Annotated in this window: 13 protein-coding genes; 2 read left to right on the plus strand and 11 right to left on the minus strand. The window is 43.4% G+C overall.

Annotated features, from left to right (window positions below; genetic code table 11):
* Positions 1-93 precede the first annotated feature (93 nt).
* The 6 genes from ligA to BT147_RS03615 all read right to left on the minus strand — a co-directional run bounded on the left by ligA (position 94) and on the right by BT147_RS03615 (position 6,989).
* On the minus strand, positions 94-2,103 hold the full coding sequence (gene ligA / locus BT147_RS03590) for an NAD-dependent DNA ligase LigA (protein WP_072331038.1): 2,010 nt from the start codon (positions 2,101-2,103) through the stop codon (positions 94-96).
* A gap of 17 nt (positions 2,104-2,120) precedes the next feature.
* On the minus strand, positions 2,121-4,319 hold the full coding sequence (gene pcrA / locus BT147_RS03595; protein WP_072331040.1) for a DNA helicase PcrA: 2,199 nt from the start codon (positions 4,317-4,319) through the stop codon (positions 2,121-2,123).
* Positions 4,320-4,366: 47 nt separating this feature from the next.
* Entirely contained in the window at positions 4,367-5,074 is a 708-nt protein-coding gene (pcrB, locus tag BT147_RS03600; RefSeq protein WP_072331042.1) for a heptaprenylglyceryl phosphate synthase, read from the minus strand.
* An 87-nt stretch (positions 5,075-5,161) separates the two neighbouring features.
* The gene (locus BT147_RS03605) at positions 5,162-5,476 is read right to left on the minus strand and encodes a YerC/YecD family TrpR-related protein (protein WP_072331044.1); all 315 of its coding nucleotides are present in this window, start codon (positions 5,474-5,476) and stop codon (positions 5,162-5,164) included.
* 343 nt (positions 5,477-5,819) lie between these two features.
* Positions 5,820-6,251: a peptidylprolyl isomerase gene (locus BT147_RS03610; protein ID WP_072331046.1), complete on the minus strand. Its 432-nt coding sequence runs from the start codon at positions 6,249-6,251 to the stop codon at positions 5,820-5,822.
* Between the two features lie 144 nt (positions 6,252-6,395).
* Complete coding sequence (locus tag BT147_RS03615; RefSeq protein ID WP_072331047.1) at positions 6,396-6,989, minus strand: N-acetylmuramoyl-L-alanine amidase family protein; 594 nt, start codon at positions 6,987-6,989, stop codon at positions 6,396-6,398.
* 459 nt (positions 6,990-7,448) lie between these two features.
* On the opposite strand from BT147_RS03615, the gene BT147_RS03620 reads away from it, so the two are divergent.
* On the plus strand, positions 7,449-10,163 hold the full coding sequence (locus tag BT147_RS03620) for a phosphoenolpyruvate synthase (protein WP_072331509.1): 2,715 nt from the start codon (positions 7,449-7,451) through the stop codon (positions 10,161-10,163).
* A 272-nt stretch (positions 10,164-10,435) separates the two neighbouring features.
* Here BT147_RS03620 and rlmD read toward each other — a convergent pair whose 3' ends face one another.
* The 5 genes from rlmD to gatC all read right to left on the minus strand — a co-directional run bounded on the left by rlmD (position 10,436) and on the right by gatC (position 15,414).
* Positions 10,436-11,809 carry a 23S rRNA (uracil(1939)-C(5))-methyltransferase RlmD gene (rlmD, locus tag BT147_RS03625; RefSeq protein WP_072331048.1) on the minus strand — a complete coding sequence of 458 codons (1,374 nt, stop codon included), beginning with the start codon at positions 11,807-11,809 and terminating at the stop codon, positions 10,436-10,438.
* Positions 11,810-11,842: 33 nt separating this feature from the next.
* Entirely contained in the window at positions 11,843-12,139 is a 297-nt protein-coding gene (locus BT147_RS03630; RefSeq protein WP_072331049.1) for a hypothetical protein, read from the minus strand.
* A gap of 79 nt (positions 12,140-12,218) precedes the next feature.
* A complete protein-coding gene (gene gatB / locus BT147_RS03635) occupies positions 12,219-13,649 on the minus strand; it encodes an Asp-tRNA(Asn)/Glu-tRNA(Gln) amidotransferase subunit GatB (RefSeq protein ID WP_072331050.1) in 1,431 nt (476 codons plus the stop codon).
* Positions 13,646-15,112, minus strand: a complete 1,467-nt coding sequence (gatA, locus tag BT147_RS03640) for an Asp-tRNA(Asn)/Glu-tRNA(Gln) amidotransferase subunit GatA (protein ID WP_072331051.1) — start codon at positions 15,110-15,112, stop codon at positions 13,646-13,648. Before gatA ends, gatB begins: the two co-directional genes overlap by 4 nt.
* Before the next feature lie 11 nt (positions 15,113-15,123).
* On the minus strand, positions 15,124-15,414 hold the full coding sequence (gatC, locus tag BT147_RS03645) for an Asp-tRNA(Asn)/Glu-tRNA(Gln) amidotransferase subunit GatC (RefSeq protein WP_072331052.1): 291 nt from the start codon (positions 15,412-15,414) through the stop codon (positions 15,124-15,126).
* Between the two features lie 261 nt (positions 15,415-15,675).
* Here gatC and BT147_RS03650 point away from each other — a divergent pair, with 261 nt between their 5' ends.
* The gene (locus tag BT147_RS03650) at positions 15,676-17,745 is read left to right on the plus strand and encodes a carbon starvation CstA family protein (RefSeq protein ID WP_072331054.1); all 2,070 of its coding nucleotides are present in this window, start codon (positions 15,676-15,678) and stop codon (positions 17,743-17,745) included.

Genomic DNA, 17,745 nt, shown 5'->3' on the forward strand with positions numbered 1-17,745 from the left:
GCTCATTTCAATTCCAAATGCCTATTAAAGCATTATCATCATACACTAAAATAGATATTAATAGTTAATAAATATTTTTGATGTTTTTCTGTTTTATTTCTTTGTCATTGATAAGAAAGTGGCTTCATCTAAAATAGGGATCTCTAGTTTTTCTGCCTTATCTCGTTTGGAACCCGCTTTTTCACCCGCTATCAGATAATCTGTCTTTTTGCTAACACTTCCCGTAACAGTCGCCCCCAGCGTTTCGAGCAATTCTCCAGCCTCACTACGAGAGAGTGTTTCAAGGGTACCTGTAATCACCACTATTTTCCCGCTAAAGGGACTTTCTGCTACTTCTGCTGCACGGATCATCCCACCTATATAGGTGAAGTTTACACCTGCTTGACGCAACTGTTCGATGGTTTGACGCACTTCTGGGTTGGCAAAATAGGCCACAATACTCCCTGACATCTTAACTCCAATCTCTTCTAGTTCAATTAACTCTTCTTCCGTAGCAGCCATGATGGCATCTAGATTCAAATAGTGCTGGGCTAAGATCTTCGCTCCCTTTGCTCCAACAAAACGAATACCCAAACCAAATAGTAGCTTCTCTAGAGAGTTCTTTTTACTAGCCTCGATTGCTTCAAGCAGTTTTTGGACTGATTTCTCTCCCATCCGTTCTAAGGTAAGAAGCTGCTCCCGAGTCAGAGCATATAAATCAGCTACCCCTCGAATCAACCTGGCTTCAAATAACTGAGTGACAACTCGTTCCCCTAAGCCATCGATATTCATCGCACCACGGGAGACAAAGTGAATGATTCCTTCCCTAGTTTGGGCAGGACATTGTGGATTCACACAACGAAGAGCCACTTCTCCCTCTAACCGTACAAGGTCACTTTGGCACTCTGGACAATGGGTAGGCATCGTGTACGGGAATTCGTTTCCGGTCCGTTTATCAGTTAAAACCGCTACTACTTCTGGAATAATATCCCCTGCTTTTTTCACGATGACATGGTCACCCATCATGACCCCTTTTCCCCGTATGAAATCCTCATTGTGAAGAGAAGCCCGTTTTACAGTGGTTCCCGCCAAACTTACAGGGGCTAACAATGCAGTTGGAGTCACAACACCAGTACGACCTACATTAATCTCAATTCCCTCTAAAATCGTGACAGATTCCTCAGCCGGAAACTTGTAGGCAATTGCCCAGCGAGGACTTTTTGCAGTAAACCCTAACTTTTCCCGTAGCGCAAGATCGTCAACTTTAATTACGATTCCATCAATCTCATAACCGAGATCGGGACGCTTTGACTGCCAGTTCTCGATATACTCGATCACACCATCCATATTATCTACTCTACGGAACTCTGGATTTACTTTAAATCCAAGATGGGTCAAAAAGTTGAGAGACTCCGAATGAGTATGGATATCAAGCCCTGATAAGTCACCCATTCCGTACAAAAAGATATCTAGCGCACGCTTTGCCGCCAGCTTCGGATCTAATTGCCGAAGTGAGCCAGCCGCCGCATTTCGAGGGTTGGCAAAAAGGGGTTCTCCGCGCTCTCTTTTTTGCTGATTAATACGTTGAAACTCTTTTTTAGGCAAATATGCTTCCCCGCGCACCTCGATCGATAGTGGCTCGGTCAAACGAAGAGGGATCGAACGAATCGTTTTCAGATTTCGGGTAATATTTTCTCCGACTTCTCCGTCTCCACGAGTTGCACCCAATTCAAAGCGCCCGTCCTCATAACGTAGAGAAACAGCTAAACCATCGATTTTTAATTCGCAAACATAACCAATATTAGCTTCGCCCGTCATTCTCCGAATCCGCTCATCGAAATCACGTAGCCCTTGCTCATCAAATGCATTTCCTAGACTTAGCATCGGACTGAGGTGATCTACTTTTTCGAAATGAGCAAGCGGAGTCCCCCCTACTCGCTGAGAAGGAGAGTCAGAAGTTAATAGCTCTGGGAAGCGATTTTCGATCTCTACTAATTCACGCAACAACTGGTCATACTCGAAATCCTCAATCGTTGGTTGATCTAACACATGGTATTCATAGTTATAACGATGGAGTAAACGATGAAGCTCCTCCACACGCTGGCCCGCTTCTTGAATCGTCAACAGTTCAGACCTCCTGATTATTCAGCTTTGGTAATAGGGGCAAACTTAGCAAGTAGTTTTTTCACACCCACTGGTGTAGGAAAGGCAATATTTAGCTCCATATTTTCTCCCTCACCCGAAACTTGAACCACAGTCCCCGTTCCCCATTTTTGATGTTCCGCTTTATCACCCACAACCCAAGTCCCCACTGGTTGAACCTTCGTACCCATAGGGCGGCGTTGTACCAAAGTTGTCGTACTACCACGTTGATTGCCAATTCTCTCTAAGATGTCTGCTGGAAGCTCCTTCAAAAAACGAGATGGAAGGTTCATACTAGTACGTCCGTAGATAGAGCGAGCTCGGGCATACGTTAGGTGCAATTCTTTTTCCGCACGCGTAATGCCTACATAAGCAAGACGTCGCTCTTCCTGCATCTCGGATTCGTCATCTAACGAGCGAGAATGCGGAAAAATACCTTCCTCCATCCCAACTAAGAAAACATGTGGGAACTCTAACCCCTTTGCACTATGCAGGGTCATCATCCCGACTTGGTCCCCTTTTGTACTCTCATCTACCATGCCATTTTCATCTAATTGATCTACATCTGAAACAAGTGCTAAATCACTTAAGAACGTGATGAGCGACTTATCCTCGCTCCGCTTCTCAAACTCCTGTGCAACAGAAACAAACTCATCGATGTTTTCTAGACGACTGGCCGCTTCAATGGTTTTCTCACGTTTCAACTCTTCACGATAGCCTGATCGTTGAAGGATCTCCTCAGTCAACTCTACTGCTGACAAATACTCGATCATGGCATGCATTTGTTGAATCAAGGAAGCAAATTCCTGCAATGTCGTTATGGCTCGCTTCGTAAGTCCGATCTGCTCTGCTTCTAAAATCGAGCGGAATAGGGATACCCCTTGCGAAGAAGCATACTGAGCGATTTTCTCCATGGTTGCCGTGCCGATCCCTCTTTTAGGCACATTGATTACACGTGTAAGGCTTAAATCATCATCAGGGTTTACAACGAGACGTAGATAGGCTAAAAGGTCCTTGATTTCCTTTCGTTCGTAGAACTTAATTCCTCCTACTACTTGATAAGGAATATTTGCCTTTAACATCACTTCCTCTAGAACACGGGATTGCGCATTCGTCCGATACAAAATCGCAAAATCTCGGTATGGAACTCCCTCACGATATCCTTGTAAAATTTGTTCCGCTACATAATAAGCTTCTTCGTGCTCATTTCCAGCTTCCATCACGATAATCGGCTTTCCAGCATCATTATCCGTCCACAGATTCTTCGGTTTCCGCTCGGTATTATTCGCAATCAAAACGTTCGCCGCTTCTAGGATTTTTTGGGTAGACCGATAATTCTGCTCCAGCTTGATCATCGTCGCTTGTGGATAATCACGTTCGAAGTTCAAAATATTACTGATATCTGCACCTCGGAAACGATAGATGGACTGGTCGCTATCTCCGACTACACACACATTTTGATGATGTTCGGCCAATAATTTGACCAATGTATACTGTACATGGTTGGTATCTTGGTATTCGTCCACATGGATATACTGAAATTTGCGTTGATAAAACTCCCTCACTTCTGGAACGGTCGAAAGCAATTCCACTGCTTTCATGAGTAAATCATCGAAATCGAGAGATTCATTTGTCTTAAGCTTATGTTGATACTTTTCATAGATTTGTCCTGCCACTTCATCTAAAAAAGTAGACGCATGAAGTTGCATTTGTGCAGGTGTTCGCAGAGCATTTTTAGCAGAGCTTATCTTATGAAGAATCGTTCTTGGTTCAAATTTCTTCGGGTCTAAGTTCTCCTCTTTTAGCACCTGTTTCAAAACCGTCAACTGGTCCGATGTATCTAAAATCGTAAAATTCCTTGAATAGCCAATGCGGTCGATATCTCGACGTAAAATCCGCACACACATAGAATGAAATGTAGAAATCCAAATATCTTCCGCTACGGAACCTACCAGTTTTCCAATTCGCTCCTTCATCTCCCGTGCCGCTTTGTTGGTAAATGTGATCGCTAGGATATTCCAAGGATGGATGCTTTTCTCGGCCAAGAGATAAGCCACACGATGAGTAAGAACCCTTGTCTTCCCACTTCCTGCTCCTGCGATTAGTTGAACAGGCCCCTCTGTTGTTTCCACTGCCTGCTTTTGTGTGGGATTTAATCCAGTTAAAAGTGTATGTATAGATGAAGTATATGATTTCATGTATGTTCGCGCCTACCGTAAATAAGTAAACGCTATCCCCCTTCCGCTTACCGAATGAGTTTCGTCTCTTTGACCCAAGATACTGTTTCAAGCGCCACTTCTATATCATCATAAATAAGATTCCCTACCACTACGATATCGGCAAATTGAGCCATTTCCCTCGCCTGCTTTTCTAAGCGGATTCCTCCTCCATAGATAAGTTTCGTATGCCTAAGCTTATCTACCGTAGCTTGTACCACCCGAGCATCTCCATAGATTCCACTATACTCTAGATAAAGAAAAGGAAGGCGAAATAGGTGCTCCGCTATCTGCGCGTACGCCAAGATATCCTCATGTGTTAACGATGTCTCTGCCCCAGTTAGTTGTGCTACTTTTGCTTCGGGATTTAGTACCACATATCCTTCTACTGCTACTCGATTCCACGGAATCCACTCACCAAATTCTTTCATCGTATTTTGGTGAGCGCCGATCAACCACTGCGTATCATTTGTATTTAACACAACCGGGATACAAAAACCGTCAAATCCAGGAACCACTGCTTTCGCGTTTGAAATTTCTTGCACACATGGTAGTGAGGTTTGTTTGACACGCCTCATTAAATCATAGGTATTTTGATAGGTTATTCCATCCGTTCCACCAATGATAATCCCATCCGTACCCGATTGTAGTAAACGGTCAATCATTTCTTCTTCAATCGGACGATTGGGATCCAGCTTAAATACATGACGCCACGTTTGCATCTGCTCTACTAACATATCATGACCACCGCCGTCACCTTATCCCATATTATACCATCACAAGAAAAGCCCCGCCAAAAATGCGGGACCTCTTACTTTATTTCTTTAGTCGTCATTCTTTAATAAGCCATCTTGACGAAGACGATCCAGCGCCAACTGATAGCCTTCTGTGCCGTAATGGAGACAACGCTTTACACGTGAGATCGTAGCAGTACTCGCACCTGTCTCAGTCTCAATTTGGTTATACGTACAGCCGTCTTCCAACATCCTCGCTACTTCCAAGCGTTGGGCGATGGATTTCACCTCTCCTACTGTACATAGATCATTAAACAGGCGATAACATTCTTCCATCGTCTCCAGTTTTAAGACGGCATGAAAGAGTTGCTCAAGTTCTCTTTTTTTTAACTTATTTAACTGCATGGGTAACCTCCTCAGAGTAGAAGGAAACAATTTTTTCTTTTATTTTTCAAAGCATAAATTCAACAGAAATACAAAAATACCTTTTTCCTATATAATTTACCGCCATGAAAAAAAGAACCGGATAGTTTGGTTCCATTTTCAAAAACCATCTTCTCTGTTAGTATTTCCAACTTTATCTTAACATAGTTGCGATAAAGTTGGAAATATGATAATGGGTTCTTGTCAAAAGCAAATATTGGAGAGATCATAAGTCAATATATATACCTAGTAATCCTTTTACATTAAATAATAAAAAGCTAAGAGCGGCTATCTTTCGCTCTTAGCTTTTTATTATGTCTGAAAATTATCCTTCTACACGAATTTCTTTAATGCCTGCGCCTTGTTTCATGTTTTGGGCATGTTCGAGTCCGCTAGTCACTTGGCCGAACACAGTATGTACACCGTCTAGGTGCGGTTGTGGATCGTGAACAACAAAAAACTGACAAGAGCCTGTATCTTTTCCTGCATGAGCCATAGATAAAGCCCCTGCTACGTGTTTATGTGGATTTCCTTCTGTTTCGCATTTGATCTGGTAGCCAGCTGAGCCAATTCCTGTTCCTTGTGGGCAGCCACCTTGAGAAACAAAGCCCTTAATCACACGGTGGAAATTGAGTCCATCATAAAAGCCTTCGTTTGCCAACTTTTCAAAGTTAGCTACAGTATTTGGGGCTGCTTCATCGTAAAACTCCAGCTCCATTCTGCTACCATCCTCTAATAATACATAACCCTTTTTCATATTTTCCTCTCCCTTCGTCTTACTATTCTATAGTACCATAAATAGCCAATTTCGCACTCCCTTGATTGTATAAAGATAAAGCAAAAAAGCACCTATCCACTCTCCTATAAGAAAACAGGAGGGAATTGGCGCAAAAGAATAAGTTCATGATGAAATGGAATCCTTAGTCTGACATTCATAAATATTGGCCAAACCACATGCAATACACTTAGCATACTGGTCTCGAAAAGATAAATCACTAAATAGTTCATGATGTTGGCCCTTTGGCAAAGAAGAGAGAGCTAACGTAATCGCTGGCATATCAGCACTACGTAATTCAATAATCTGTCCACCTTTTGATTCTGTATCATTTCGCTTGCCTAAATCGCATATTCCAAACGTACGTAAAAAACGAGTAACTTGATTATGCAAATAGCACTGTACTCTACGTACCTTTGACCCTGCAACCACACTTACATACGTACTAAAGCCATTTTGATCTCGATCTAACATCCCATGCGTATGCAGGCTTACAAACAAATCAGCCTTCCTTTGGTTAGCCCATCCAGCCCTCTCATTATTCGTCAGGTCCACATCATACCGACGAGTGAGAGTAACATCGATCCCTTCAAACTTCTGCAGTTCTCTCTCAATACGATGAGCTAAATCTAGGCATACGTCCTTCTCTAAAAACATGGAACCCACCATTCCACTGTCTGTCCCACCATGACCTGGGTCCAAGCATATAAGGACGCCCATTACATTCACCACCTACGTGTCGTATTCTAGTCGAATGTATTCGTCATTACATCTACACTCATTCTTTCTCTTTATAAAGCTTCGATAAACCTATTATTTCTATTTTTTAGGAGCTATATGACTGCAAAAATAAACGCTTACATCATGCTTTTCCCTAGAAATAACACGATATTGTCAAAAGGTCAAGTAAACTTTGAACATTAATACTTTCTACATTTCCCTATTGACAGTTTCCCAATTCGTCATATAATGAAATTGAGAATCATAATCAATAGTGCCACCCACTCATTTTTCAAGCAAAATGAAATACAACTTCCACTTCCATAAAGCAAAAGAGTTATCCACATCAAAGGATAACTCTTTTGCTTTATGGAAGTCTTTCTATGTGCCTTAGACAATATATTAAATAAAGAAAATGAATTTGACAAAAATATCCTAATAAATAATGAGGTGATTCGTTTGAACTATATTTCATATTTCGATCAAGCCAACCGGGACAGCATATCCACCGTGGGGGGGAAAGGGGCCCATCTGTGCGAATTAACGCAGGCTGGCTTTCCAGTTCCTCCTGGTTTTTGCATTACAGTAAACGCCTACCAGCAAACCTTGGCCAAAAGTACTCGCATGTATGATTTCATTGAGACTCTCAGTAAAACGAAGTCAGAACAACTCGATGCTATTCAATTCTTTTCCGAGATGATCCGTGGGCATATTTTAACTCTGCCCATGGATGATATCATTGAATCTGAAATCATCCATGCTTGGGAACAACTTGGAACAACAGAATCTTATGCTGTTCGTTCTAGTGCAACAGCAGAGGATTTACCCACCGCTTCCTTTGCAGGGCAACAAGACACCTATCTCCATGTAAAAGGGAAAGAACAATTGCTCAATACAGTTAAGCAATGTTGGGCTTCTCTTTTTACAGACAGAGCCATCATTTACCGCGCTAAAAATGGTTTCGACCATCACTCAGTCTCTCTATCAATCATCGTACAAAAGATGGTGTTTCCTGATGTTTCAGGCATCCTCTTTACCGCTGATCCTGTTACGGGACATCGGAAAACGACATCGATTGATGCGGGATTTGGACTCGGAGAAGCATTTGTCTCGGGGATAGTAACCCCTGATCTTTATAAAGTACGAGACAATCAAATTATCCACAAACAAATCTCTAATAAGGATAAAGGAATATTTGCTAGAGAAGAAGGAGGCACAGAGCTCAGGGAAATAGCTACGGAATTACAAGATACACAAGCTCTTTCTGATGAAAAAATCAAAGAATTAGCAAACATAGGTCATAAAATTGAGCAACATTTGGGCTCAGAACAAGATATCGAATGGTGCCTATGTGGAGAACAGTTCTACATCCTTCAAGCCCGTCCGATCACTTCCTTATATCCAGCCCCCGTTGGAAGAGATCAACAATACCGTATTTTTTACTCAATCGGCCATGGCCAAATGATGACCGATTACATGAGACCACTTGGTAGATCCGTATGGAAGACGATGTTTCCCTACGGAAAAACAGCAAATCAGACTGAAAGCTCAGTGTTAGTAGAAGCTGGTGGTCGATTGTTTATGGATATATCCGAATTTCTCTATATCAAACGAGCTCGCCAAAAAATTCTCCAGAATAAAACAAAGGATGCAAGTCTCTCTGCTCTCAAAAAAGCCATCTTAGATGGAGAAATAGAAAAGCGAGCACCTAAGCGAGGCAAATTACGAAAAGCATTCCAAACCTATAAATCCATGATTAGATTCTTTACCAAAATGATTCCACGCTCGCTCAAAGTGATCTATTTTGAGAATCCCGATTTGATCCAAACACGTGCTAAATCCGACTACCAAGCTATACTAAACAAGTATAAAGATGAAATAGCTCTCCGCTCTGGGGCTGAACGCATTCGATACATTCAAGAATTACTAGGTACATTCTTTGCTCCAGAATGCTTTGGAAGAGCTCTGACTTACACATATGCTGGGTTTATGACACTCGGTATCTTAGAAAAGAAAGTAGAAAAATGGCTACATGAAAAGCTAGATCCCTCTATTCACAAATCTCCGCCTGGCAATGTAACGAGTGAAATGGGCTTAATGGTGGGCAACTTAGCTGATGTAGTAAGAGACCTTCCTGAAGTGATGGAATATTTAAAAACAGCTGAACATGATACATTTTACTTAGGCTTACAAGATGTCCCAGGTGGAGATGCTTTCCTAACTTCATGGATTCAATTCATGGATATCTATGGAATGAGAGGACCCGGTGAAATCGATATAACGCGAACCCGCTATCGAGAAGCTCCGATGATTTTGATTCCAGCTATCCTCGGCCACATCCAGACGAATGATCCAGCCGAACACTGGGAGAGATTTAAGCGCGGGGAGCAGGAAGCCAATGAAGCAATCGACAACTTATTAACGCGTTTGCAAGCACTTCCGGGTGGATCACGAAAAGCAAAAAAAGCATCTAAATTAATTCGCATCTTTCGAAATACGGTAGGTATCCGTGAATTCCCCAAATACATCATGACGCAATATTTTGATCTTTTCAGAAGAGCGGTTGTAGGAGAGTCCGCTACTCTATGTCAACAGGGCCATATTGACCAAGTAGAAGACATCTATTATTTATCTCTAGACGAAATCATCTCTCTTTTAGAAAATCGCTTACCCGATGCCAAGGAACTGGTTCAATCACGAAAAGAACATGAGTCCAGATATAAAAAATGCACGACACCTCATGTCATAACAAGCGATGGAGAAATTTTCGCACCTGAACAAAGTAACGAACATGCTCCCCCCGGTGCTCTAATCGGGATCCCTGTATCTGCTGGGGTAACAGAGGGGTATGTAAAAGTGGTTCGTTGTTTAGAAGAAGGACAGTTAAACAAAGGCGAAATTCTCGTTGCACCCTATACAGATCCGGGTTGGACTCCGCTCTTCCAGTCGGCAAAGGCACTAGTAACCGAGATAGGCGGATTAATGACTCATGGGTCCGTTGTGGCAAGAGAGTATGGAATTCCTGCAGTCGTCAGTGTAGAGAATGCGACAACGAAGTTGAAAGATGGGCAGTATATTCGTGTGGATGGTACCAATGGGTTTGTTGAAATTCTGCGGGATGTAGGCGAGGAAGTGATTGAAGCTGTTGAAGTTGCTGTAGATAGTCAAGAATGATGATGGCTTTTATCAGGATTGGAGTAACATAAGATTCCGGGGCATATATCAGACCCGCGAAGATGTGGAAAGGCAAGTCCGCTTCGTCCATCGAAGCTTCGGGCAAGTGGCAAAACTCGCAAAAACGCTCAGACATTGCCACAAAAAGCCCTTGCTTCGAAGGACTATGCTAAGTAGGCTCTACTCACTCGCAGTGGTCAGACACATTGCCCCTAAAACCACTCTCTTATCTCGACGAATAAGTGGCCCATGGAAAGTAAAATCCACACGAATCATACTCTCTTCATCCATGCCACACACTCCACATGACCTGTCTGCGGAAACATATCTACTGGTTGAATCTCCACCATCTCATACCCTAAATCTGCTAAATACTTCGCATCCCGTGCTAGAGTCGCCGGATTACAGGATACGTAGACCACCCTCTCTGGCTTCATCCCTACAACTGCATCCAAAAGCTCGGAATCACAGCCTTTTCGAGGTGGGTCCACAATCACGACTTCCGGACGAATTCCTCGACTCAGCCACTTGGGCATTACTTTTTCAGCAGCTCCTACCTCAAAATGAACATGCGACATCTGATTGCGCTTCGCATTCTCCGTGGCATCCGCAATTGCCTCTGGTACAATCTCCACTCCGTACACCTGCTTCGCTTGATCCGCCACATACATCCCAATCGTACCAATTCCACAATACGCATCTACAACTGTTTCCTCACCTGTAAGAGCCGCAAATGTTCGAACTTGATCATAGAGGACTTCAGTTTGAGTTGGGTTTACTTGAAAGAAGGAATGAGGGGAAATCGCAAACTCCACATCACCGATGGTATCGTAGATCACTTCTCTCCCCCAGAGTAAGATATTCTCTTTTCCTAGAATCACATTTGTCGAGCGATCATTCACATTTTGCACGATTGATCGACACTGGGGAAATGCTTCTCGAATCTTAGAAATCAGTATCTCCTTATGAGGTAGCTTTTTGCCATTCGTAACGAAAACAACCATGATCTCATTTGTATGTACACCAATCCGCACCATCAGATGCCGAAGAATCCCTGTATGTGTCTTCTCATGGTAAACAGGAATGGATAGCTCTCCAACTACCTGTTTCACAAAACGAATCACAGCATCATTATCTGGATGTTGAATATAACAAGATTCTAAGTCAATAATTTCATGTGATTGATTAGCATAGAAACCTGCTATGACCTCCCCCTGTGGATCCTGTCCAAAAGGAACTTGTGCTTTATTACGATAGATCCAAGGCTCTTCCATTCCTATAATCGGATGAATCGTAAGATCGTGAAAACCGCCAATCCGCTCAAACTGGTCACGGACTTGTTTCTCCTTTAAGCGCAACTGTTCCGGATAGCTTATATGCTGAGATTGACAACCTCCACACCCTTGAGAAATCGGACATTTGGGCTCCGTTCGATTCTCATGTGCTTCTATGATTTCCAGTAGATCCGCTTGGGCATAATTTTTCTTGACCAGTGTCACTTTTGCCAGCACTTTCTCTCCCGGGACCACCAATGAGACAAATACAGTAAATCCATTATATCTCCCGACACCAGATCCATTATGACCTTGCCCATGAATCTCTACCTCAATCACTTGTCCTACTTGGACGGGTGGCTTCCGTTTCATTCAAACTCTCCTTGTTTCTCCTCAGTAAAGGACTTATCTTTTTACACGATGACGGGATTGCCATAACGAAAAACCAAAGAAAAGACCTATAATTCCAGCAAAAATTTCTTTCCCAATAAATAATTGGTAAATCCCGTCCAACATCAATAATGGAGCCGCTAACAAGTAAATTTTTTGTTCAAATGGCTTCTTTAAAAATTCAAATACAATCATGTGACAAAACAACAAAAGCAAAAAATAATGAACAGCTAGGGATCCATCGCCGTAGAATAAGTTGTTGATCCCACTCACTAAACAAAAGATGCCCATCACTACATACAATACATACAAGACATATCACCCTTAGCCAATAGATAAGAAAAAGGAGCCCGCCCCGGAAAAGGGACGAGCCTCTCTTTACAAAGACTCATTATAGCTTGCTCAATTCTTCTCGAATCATTTCATTTACCATCTGTGGATTCGCTTTTCCTTTGGTCGCTTTCATTACTTGTCCAACTAAGAAGCCTAACGCACGATCTTTTCCATTTTTAAAATCATCAATGGACTGTGGGTTTGCTTGGATTACTTTTACCACTTCAGAGCGAATCGCCCCTTCATCACTAATCTGCACCAAGCCTTTTTCTTCCACAATCTTAGCCGCTTCTTTACCTGTTTCAATCATTTCTTTAAAGACTGTTTTCGCGATCTTACTGCTAATCGTTCCTTTTTGCAGTAGGTCAGTCATCCCAGCGAGTAAAGTAGGCGTTATTTTCGACTGATGAATCTCTACGTTATTGCTATTTAGATAACCCATCAAATCCCCTGTAATCCAGTTCGCCGCCATTTTCGCATCAGCCCCAGCTTGTACAGTCTGCTCGAAATAATCCGCCACATTACGTGTACCGGTCAACTGGTCCGCATCGTAGCTAGACAGCCCCCAGTCCTTGATGTAACGAGCTTTGCGAGAATCAGGAAGCTCTGGGATCGAGCTACGAATCTCTTCCTTCCACTCATCACTAATCACCAGGCTTACGAGATCTGGCTCTGGGAAGTATCGATAGTCATGCGCTTGTTCCTTACTACGCATCACTTTTACCTCGTTTGTCTCCTCGTTCCAACGCAGAGTTTGTTGGATAATCCGCTTTCCATCATCTAAGTCCTTCGCTTGACGAACTTCTTCATATTGAAGAGCACGCTCTACGTTACGGAACGAATTCAAGTTTTTCAACTCGGTTTTTGTACCAAACTCATCTTGCCCGAAAAGGCGTAAGCTGATGTTGGCATCACAACGAAGTGATCCTTCTTCCAACTTCACATCGGATACACCCGTATATTGGATAATGGATTTAATCTTTTCTAGGTATGCTTTCGCCTCGGCTGGAGAACGGAGATCTGGCTCTGAAACAATCTCAACGAGCGGCATTCCTACACGGTTAAAGTCGACTAGAGTCGCATCACCATCATGGGTTAACTTCCCTGCATCTTCTTCCAAGTGAAGACGTGTAATTCCAATCCGTTTTCGGGCGCCGTCTACTTCTATATCAAGCCAACCGTTTTCCCCAATCGGTTGATCAAACTGGGAAATCTGATATGCCTTTGGACAGTCAGGATAAAAATAGTTTTTACGATCAAATTTCGAGTGGGTGGCGATCTCGCAGTTTAGAGCCATTGCAGCCTTTATCGCAAAGTTTACCGCTTCCCGATTTAACACAGGGAGAACACCTGGATGGCCTAAGCAAATCGGACAGGTCTGTATATTTGGGGCTACACCAAAGGTCGTAGAGCATCCGCAAAAAATCTTACTCTTGGTATGAAGTTCAACGTGTACTTCTAAACCAATTACTGTCTCATACTTACTCATGCGCGTCCCCCTCCTAACTTCGGCTCAGGCAGACGATCCGTTGCTTGCTCAAAAGCATGTGCGACACGCAGGAGCGTTGCTTCGGCAAACGGCTTACCAATGATTTGCAGTCCCACAGGGAGACCGTCTGATAATCCACAAGGCACACTAATCCCTGGGAGACCCGCCAAGTTAGCTGGAATGGTACACATGTCATTGGCGTACATTGTCATCGGATCATCAATTCTCTCGTTCAATTTAAATGCAGTTGTAGGAGTCGTTGGCCCGATAATCACATCATATTTCGCAAATAATTGCTCGAAATCTTGAGCGATTAGGGTACGAACTTGTTGTGCTTTTTTATAATATGCATCGTAGTAACCAGAACTGAGTGCATACGTACCCAACATGATTCGACGTTTCACCTCAGGCCCAAACCCTTGGCTACGTGTCTCATGATACAAATCAATCAGGTTTTCGCCATATTTCCGAACTCCATAACGAACCCCATCGAATCGGGCCAAGTTAGAAGAAGCTTCCGCTGGAGCAATTAAGTAATAAGTAGCTACTGCATATTCCGAATGAGGCAAAGATACCTCTTCAATCGTAGCGCCCAAACTCTCTAGTGTAGAAAGCGATCTCTGTATAAGAGCTTTCACTTTAGGGTCAATGCCTTCACCCATCATTTCCTTCGGAACCCCTACTCGTAATCCTTTAACATCCCCAGTCAAAGCAGAAAGATAATCCGGAACCTCCACATTAGCCGAAGTAGAGTCATACTGGTCATGTCCCGCAATTGCTTGTAGTACATAAGCCGAATCCTCCACATTTTTCGTAAGCGGTCCAATTTGATCGAGTGAAGAAGCAAACGCCACAAGCCCATAACGAGAAATCAAACCATAGGTAGGCTTCAAGCCAACGGTACCTGTGAAAGCCGCCGGTTGACGAATCGAACCACCGGTATCCGAGCCAAGCGCAAAATATACTTCACCGGCCGCCACAGCAGCAGCAGAACCACCGCTTGAGCCACCTGGTACTGTGCTTAAATCCCAAGGGTTATGTACAGGATAAAAACTCGAATTTTCATTGGAAGAGCCCATCGCAAACTCGTCCATATTCATTTTCCCTATCGATATCGCATCCGCATTATGTAACTTCTCTACTACCGTTGCATTGTAAACTGGTTGATAATTGGAGAGTAACTGACTCCCACAAGTAGTCGTTAAACCTTCTGTACAAATATTATCTTTTATCCCCACAGGTAAGCTGGCTAAGATCCCTCGCGTACCTTCTTTGCTATATTTTTCGTCTAACTCTTTTGCTCGCTTCAAAGCTCCCTCTTCATCAACCAACAAGAAGGCGCGAACATCCCCGTCTACTTCCCCAATCCGCTTCAATGACTCAGTGACGAGATCAACTGAAGTAATTTCCTTTTTCGCTAGACGGTTATGAACCTCTTGTAACGATTCACGTAATAGCGACATAGTTATTCCCCCTAACCCTCAAATACTGCAGGCACACGGACCAAACCATCTTTTTGATCCGGCGCATTAAGTAGCACTTTTTCCAGCGGAAGCGAAGGACGGACCTCATCTTCTCGCATCACATTCGCCATCGGCAACACATGACTCGTTGGCTCAATTCCCGTTGTATCTAGCTCATTTAACTTCTCAGCCATTTGTAAAATGCGGTTCAACTGATCCGTAAATTGTTCCGTTTCTTTTTCTGTTAATGTCAGACGCGCCAAATTCGCAACGTGCTCTACCTCTGTTTTCGTTATAGCCAAACCCCATACACCTCCGTACATATCAAATCTAGTACTATTCTAGCCAAATCTCATATCTCACAGTATAGCACAAGCTTTTCGAAATGAGTGAACGACATATAAACGGAATGAAAGGTGAGAAAAACCTCTCCCCCATTCACACAATCTAATAGGATCTATAATCTTAGTAGGAAAAACGAGTAAAGATAATGAATATACAGTGTAAGGTAATTATTCCCTATGCGAATGGTTACCTTTTATCACATAGGAAGGATGAACAAAATGAAACGAATGGGATCTTTTCTAATCTGGATGTTCATTTCGATGCTGGGAGCAGCAGGATTTGCCGCGATTGCCCTCAATAGTGAGGAAAAAGTAAACTCCATTTGGCTATTAACAGCGGCCGTTTGTACCTATGCCGTGGCCTATCGCTTTTATAGCCGATTTCTAGCTAGAAAAGTCTTTCAATTAGACGATAATCGAAAGACTCCCGCAGAAATTCATAACGATGGCAAAGATTTTGTTCCTACGAATAAGTGGGTTCTCTTTGGACATCACTTCGCGGCTATTGCAGGAGCTGGCCCTTTAGTTGGCCCTATATTAGCTGCACAGATGGGCTATCTCCCTGGAACCTTATGGATCATCGTTGGAGTCGTATTAGGAGGAGCTGTTCAAGATTTCATCATCTTATTCGGTTCGATGCGCCGCAATGGGAAATCACTCGGTGAAATCGCTCGGGAAGAAATCGGACCTGTGGGTGGATTTATAGCTCTTATTGCTGTACTTGGTATCATGATCATTCTATTAGCTGTACTTGCACTCGTTGTGGTGAAAGCACTTGCCGATTCGCCGTGGGGTATGTTTACGATCGCCATGACCATCCCAATCGCCCTTTTCATGGGAGTCTATATGCGTTACATACGTCCTGGAAAAGTATTAGAAGCCTCACTCATTGGATTTGGGTTACTGCTTCTTTCACTCGTACTCGGACAATATGTATCCGTTCATCCCACACTAGCCCCTCTGTTCACCCTAGAAGGAAAGACCATTGCTTGGCTTTTGATCATCTATGGCTTTATCGCGTCCGTTATCCCTGTATGGCTATTACTAGCACCACGGGACTACTTAAGCACCTTCCTCAAAATCGGTACCATCTTTGCCTTAGCACTCGGCATTATTTGGGTCGCGCCTGAGCTTCAGATGCCCGCACTAACGAAGTTTATCGATGGGACAGGCCCTGTATTCGCCGGAAATCTTTTTCCTTTTGTCTTTATCACTATCGCTTGTGGGGCCATCTCTGGATTTCATTCCCTCGTCTCTTCCGGAACCACTCCTAAGATGATCGCTCGCGAATCTCATGCTCAGGCGATTGGTTATGGTGGAATGATTACCGAATCATTTGTCGCTATCATGGCCCTAATCGCCGCCTGCCTCCTAACCCCAGGGGTATATTTTGCGATTAATAGCCCTGCTGCGGTAATCGGGGTAGATGTAAATAGTGCGGCCACTGCTGTCTCTAACTTTGGCTTTACCGTTACGCCCGAGGAATTAACAACCACTGCAAAAGACATCGGAGAAAATAGCATCCTCTCTCGGACAGGTGGCGCGCCTACTCTCGCCATCGGCATGGCTCATATCTTTTCCAGTGTGTTAGGCGGCAAAGCAATGATGGCATTCTGGTATCATTTTGCCATCCTCTTTGAAGCCGTCTTTATCTTAACCACGATTGATGCAGGGACGAGAGTGGGACGATTTGTCTTACAAGATGTAATCGGAAACTTCGCTCCCAAATGGAAACGTACCGATTATCTTCCAGCCAATATCCTTGCAAGTGCGCTCATCGTAGCCGGTTGGGGATATTTTCTTTATCAAGGCGTGATCGATCCTCTCGGTGGTATTAACACCCTATGGCCTCTCTTCGGAATCGCCAACCAGATGCTTGCGGTAATCGCACTAGTAGTCGGAACCACCATCCTCTTTAAGATGGGCAAAGCCGTTTATACATGGGTTACATTGATTCCCTTTCTCTTTGTAACCATCGTTACCATGACAGCCGCCTATGCGAAGCTATTTGATCCGAATCCGAAAATCGGCTTCCTCTCCGCTGCCGAAAAGTATCAAGCCGCACTCAATTCAGGCCAGCTCCTGGCACCTGCTAAAACAGTCGATCAGATGAAACAAATCATCCTAAACAACCAAATCGATGCATGGGTTACTGGCTTATTTATGCTACTTGTCATCCTGATCATCCTCGATGCGGTCAGAGTTTGGTATAAAATCCTGTTTACCAACAAACAGCTCCCGCTTCGTGAATCTCCCTACGTTCCACATTCTCATTCCCTAAGGGGGTAA

This window comes from Thermoactinomyces sp. DSM 45891 (genome assembly GCF_900119485.1).
Taxonomy (GTDB): Bacteria; Bacillota; Bacilli; order Thermoactinomycetales; family Thermoactinomycetaceae; genus Baia.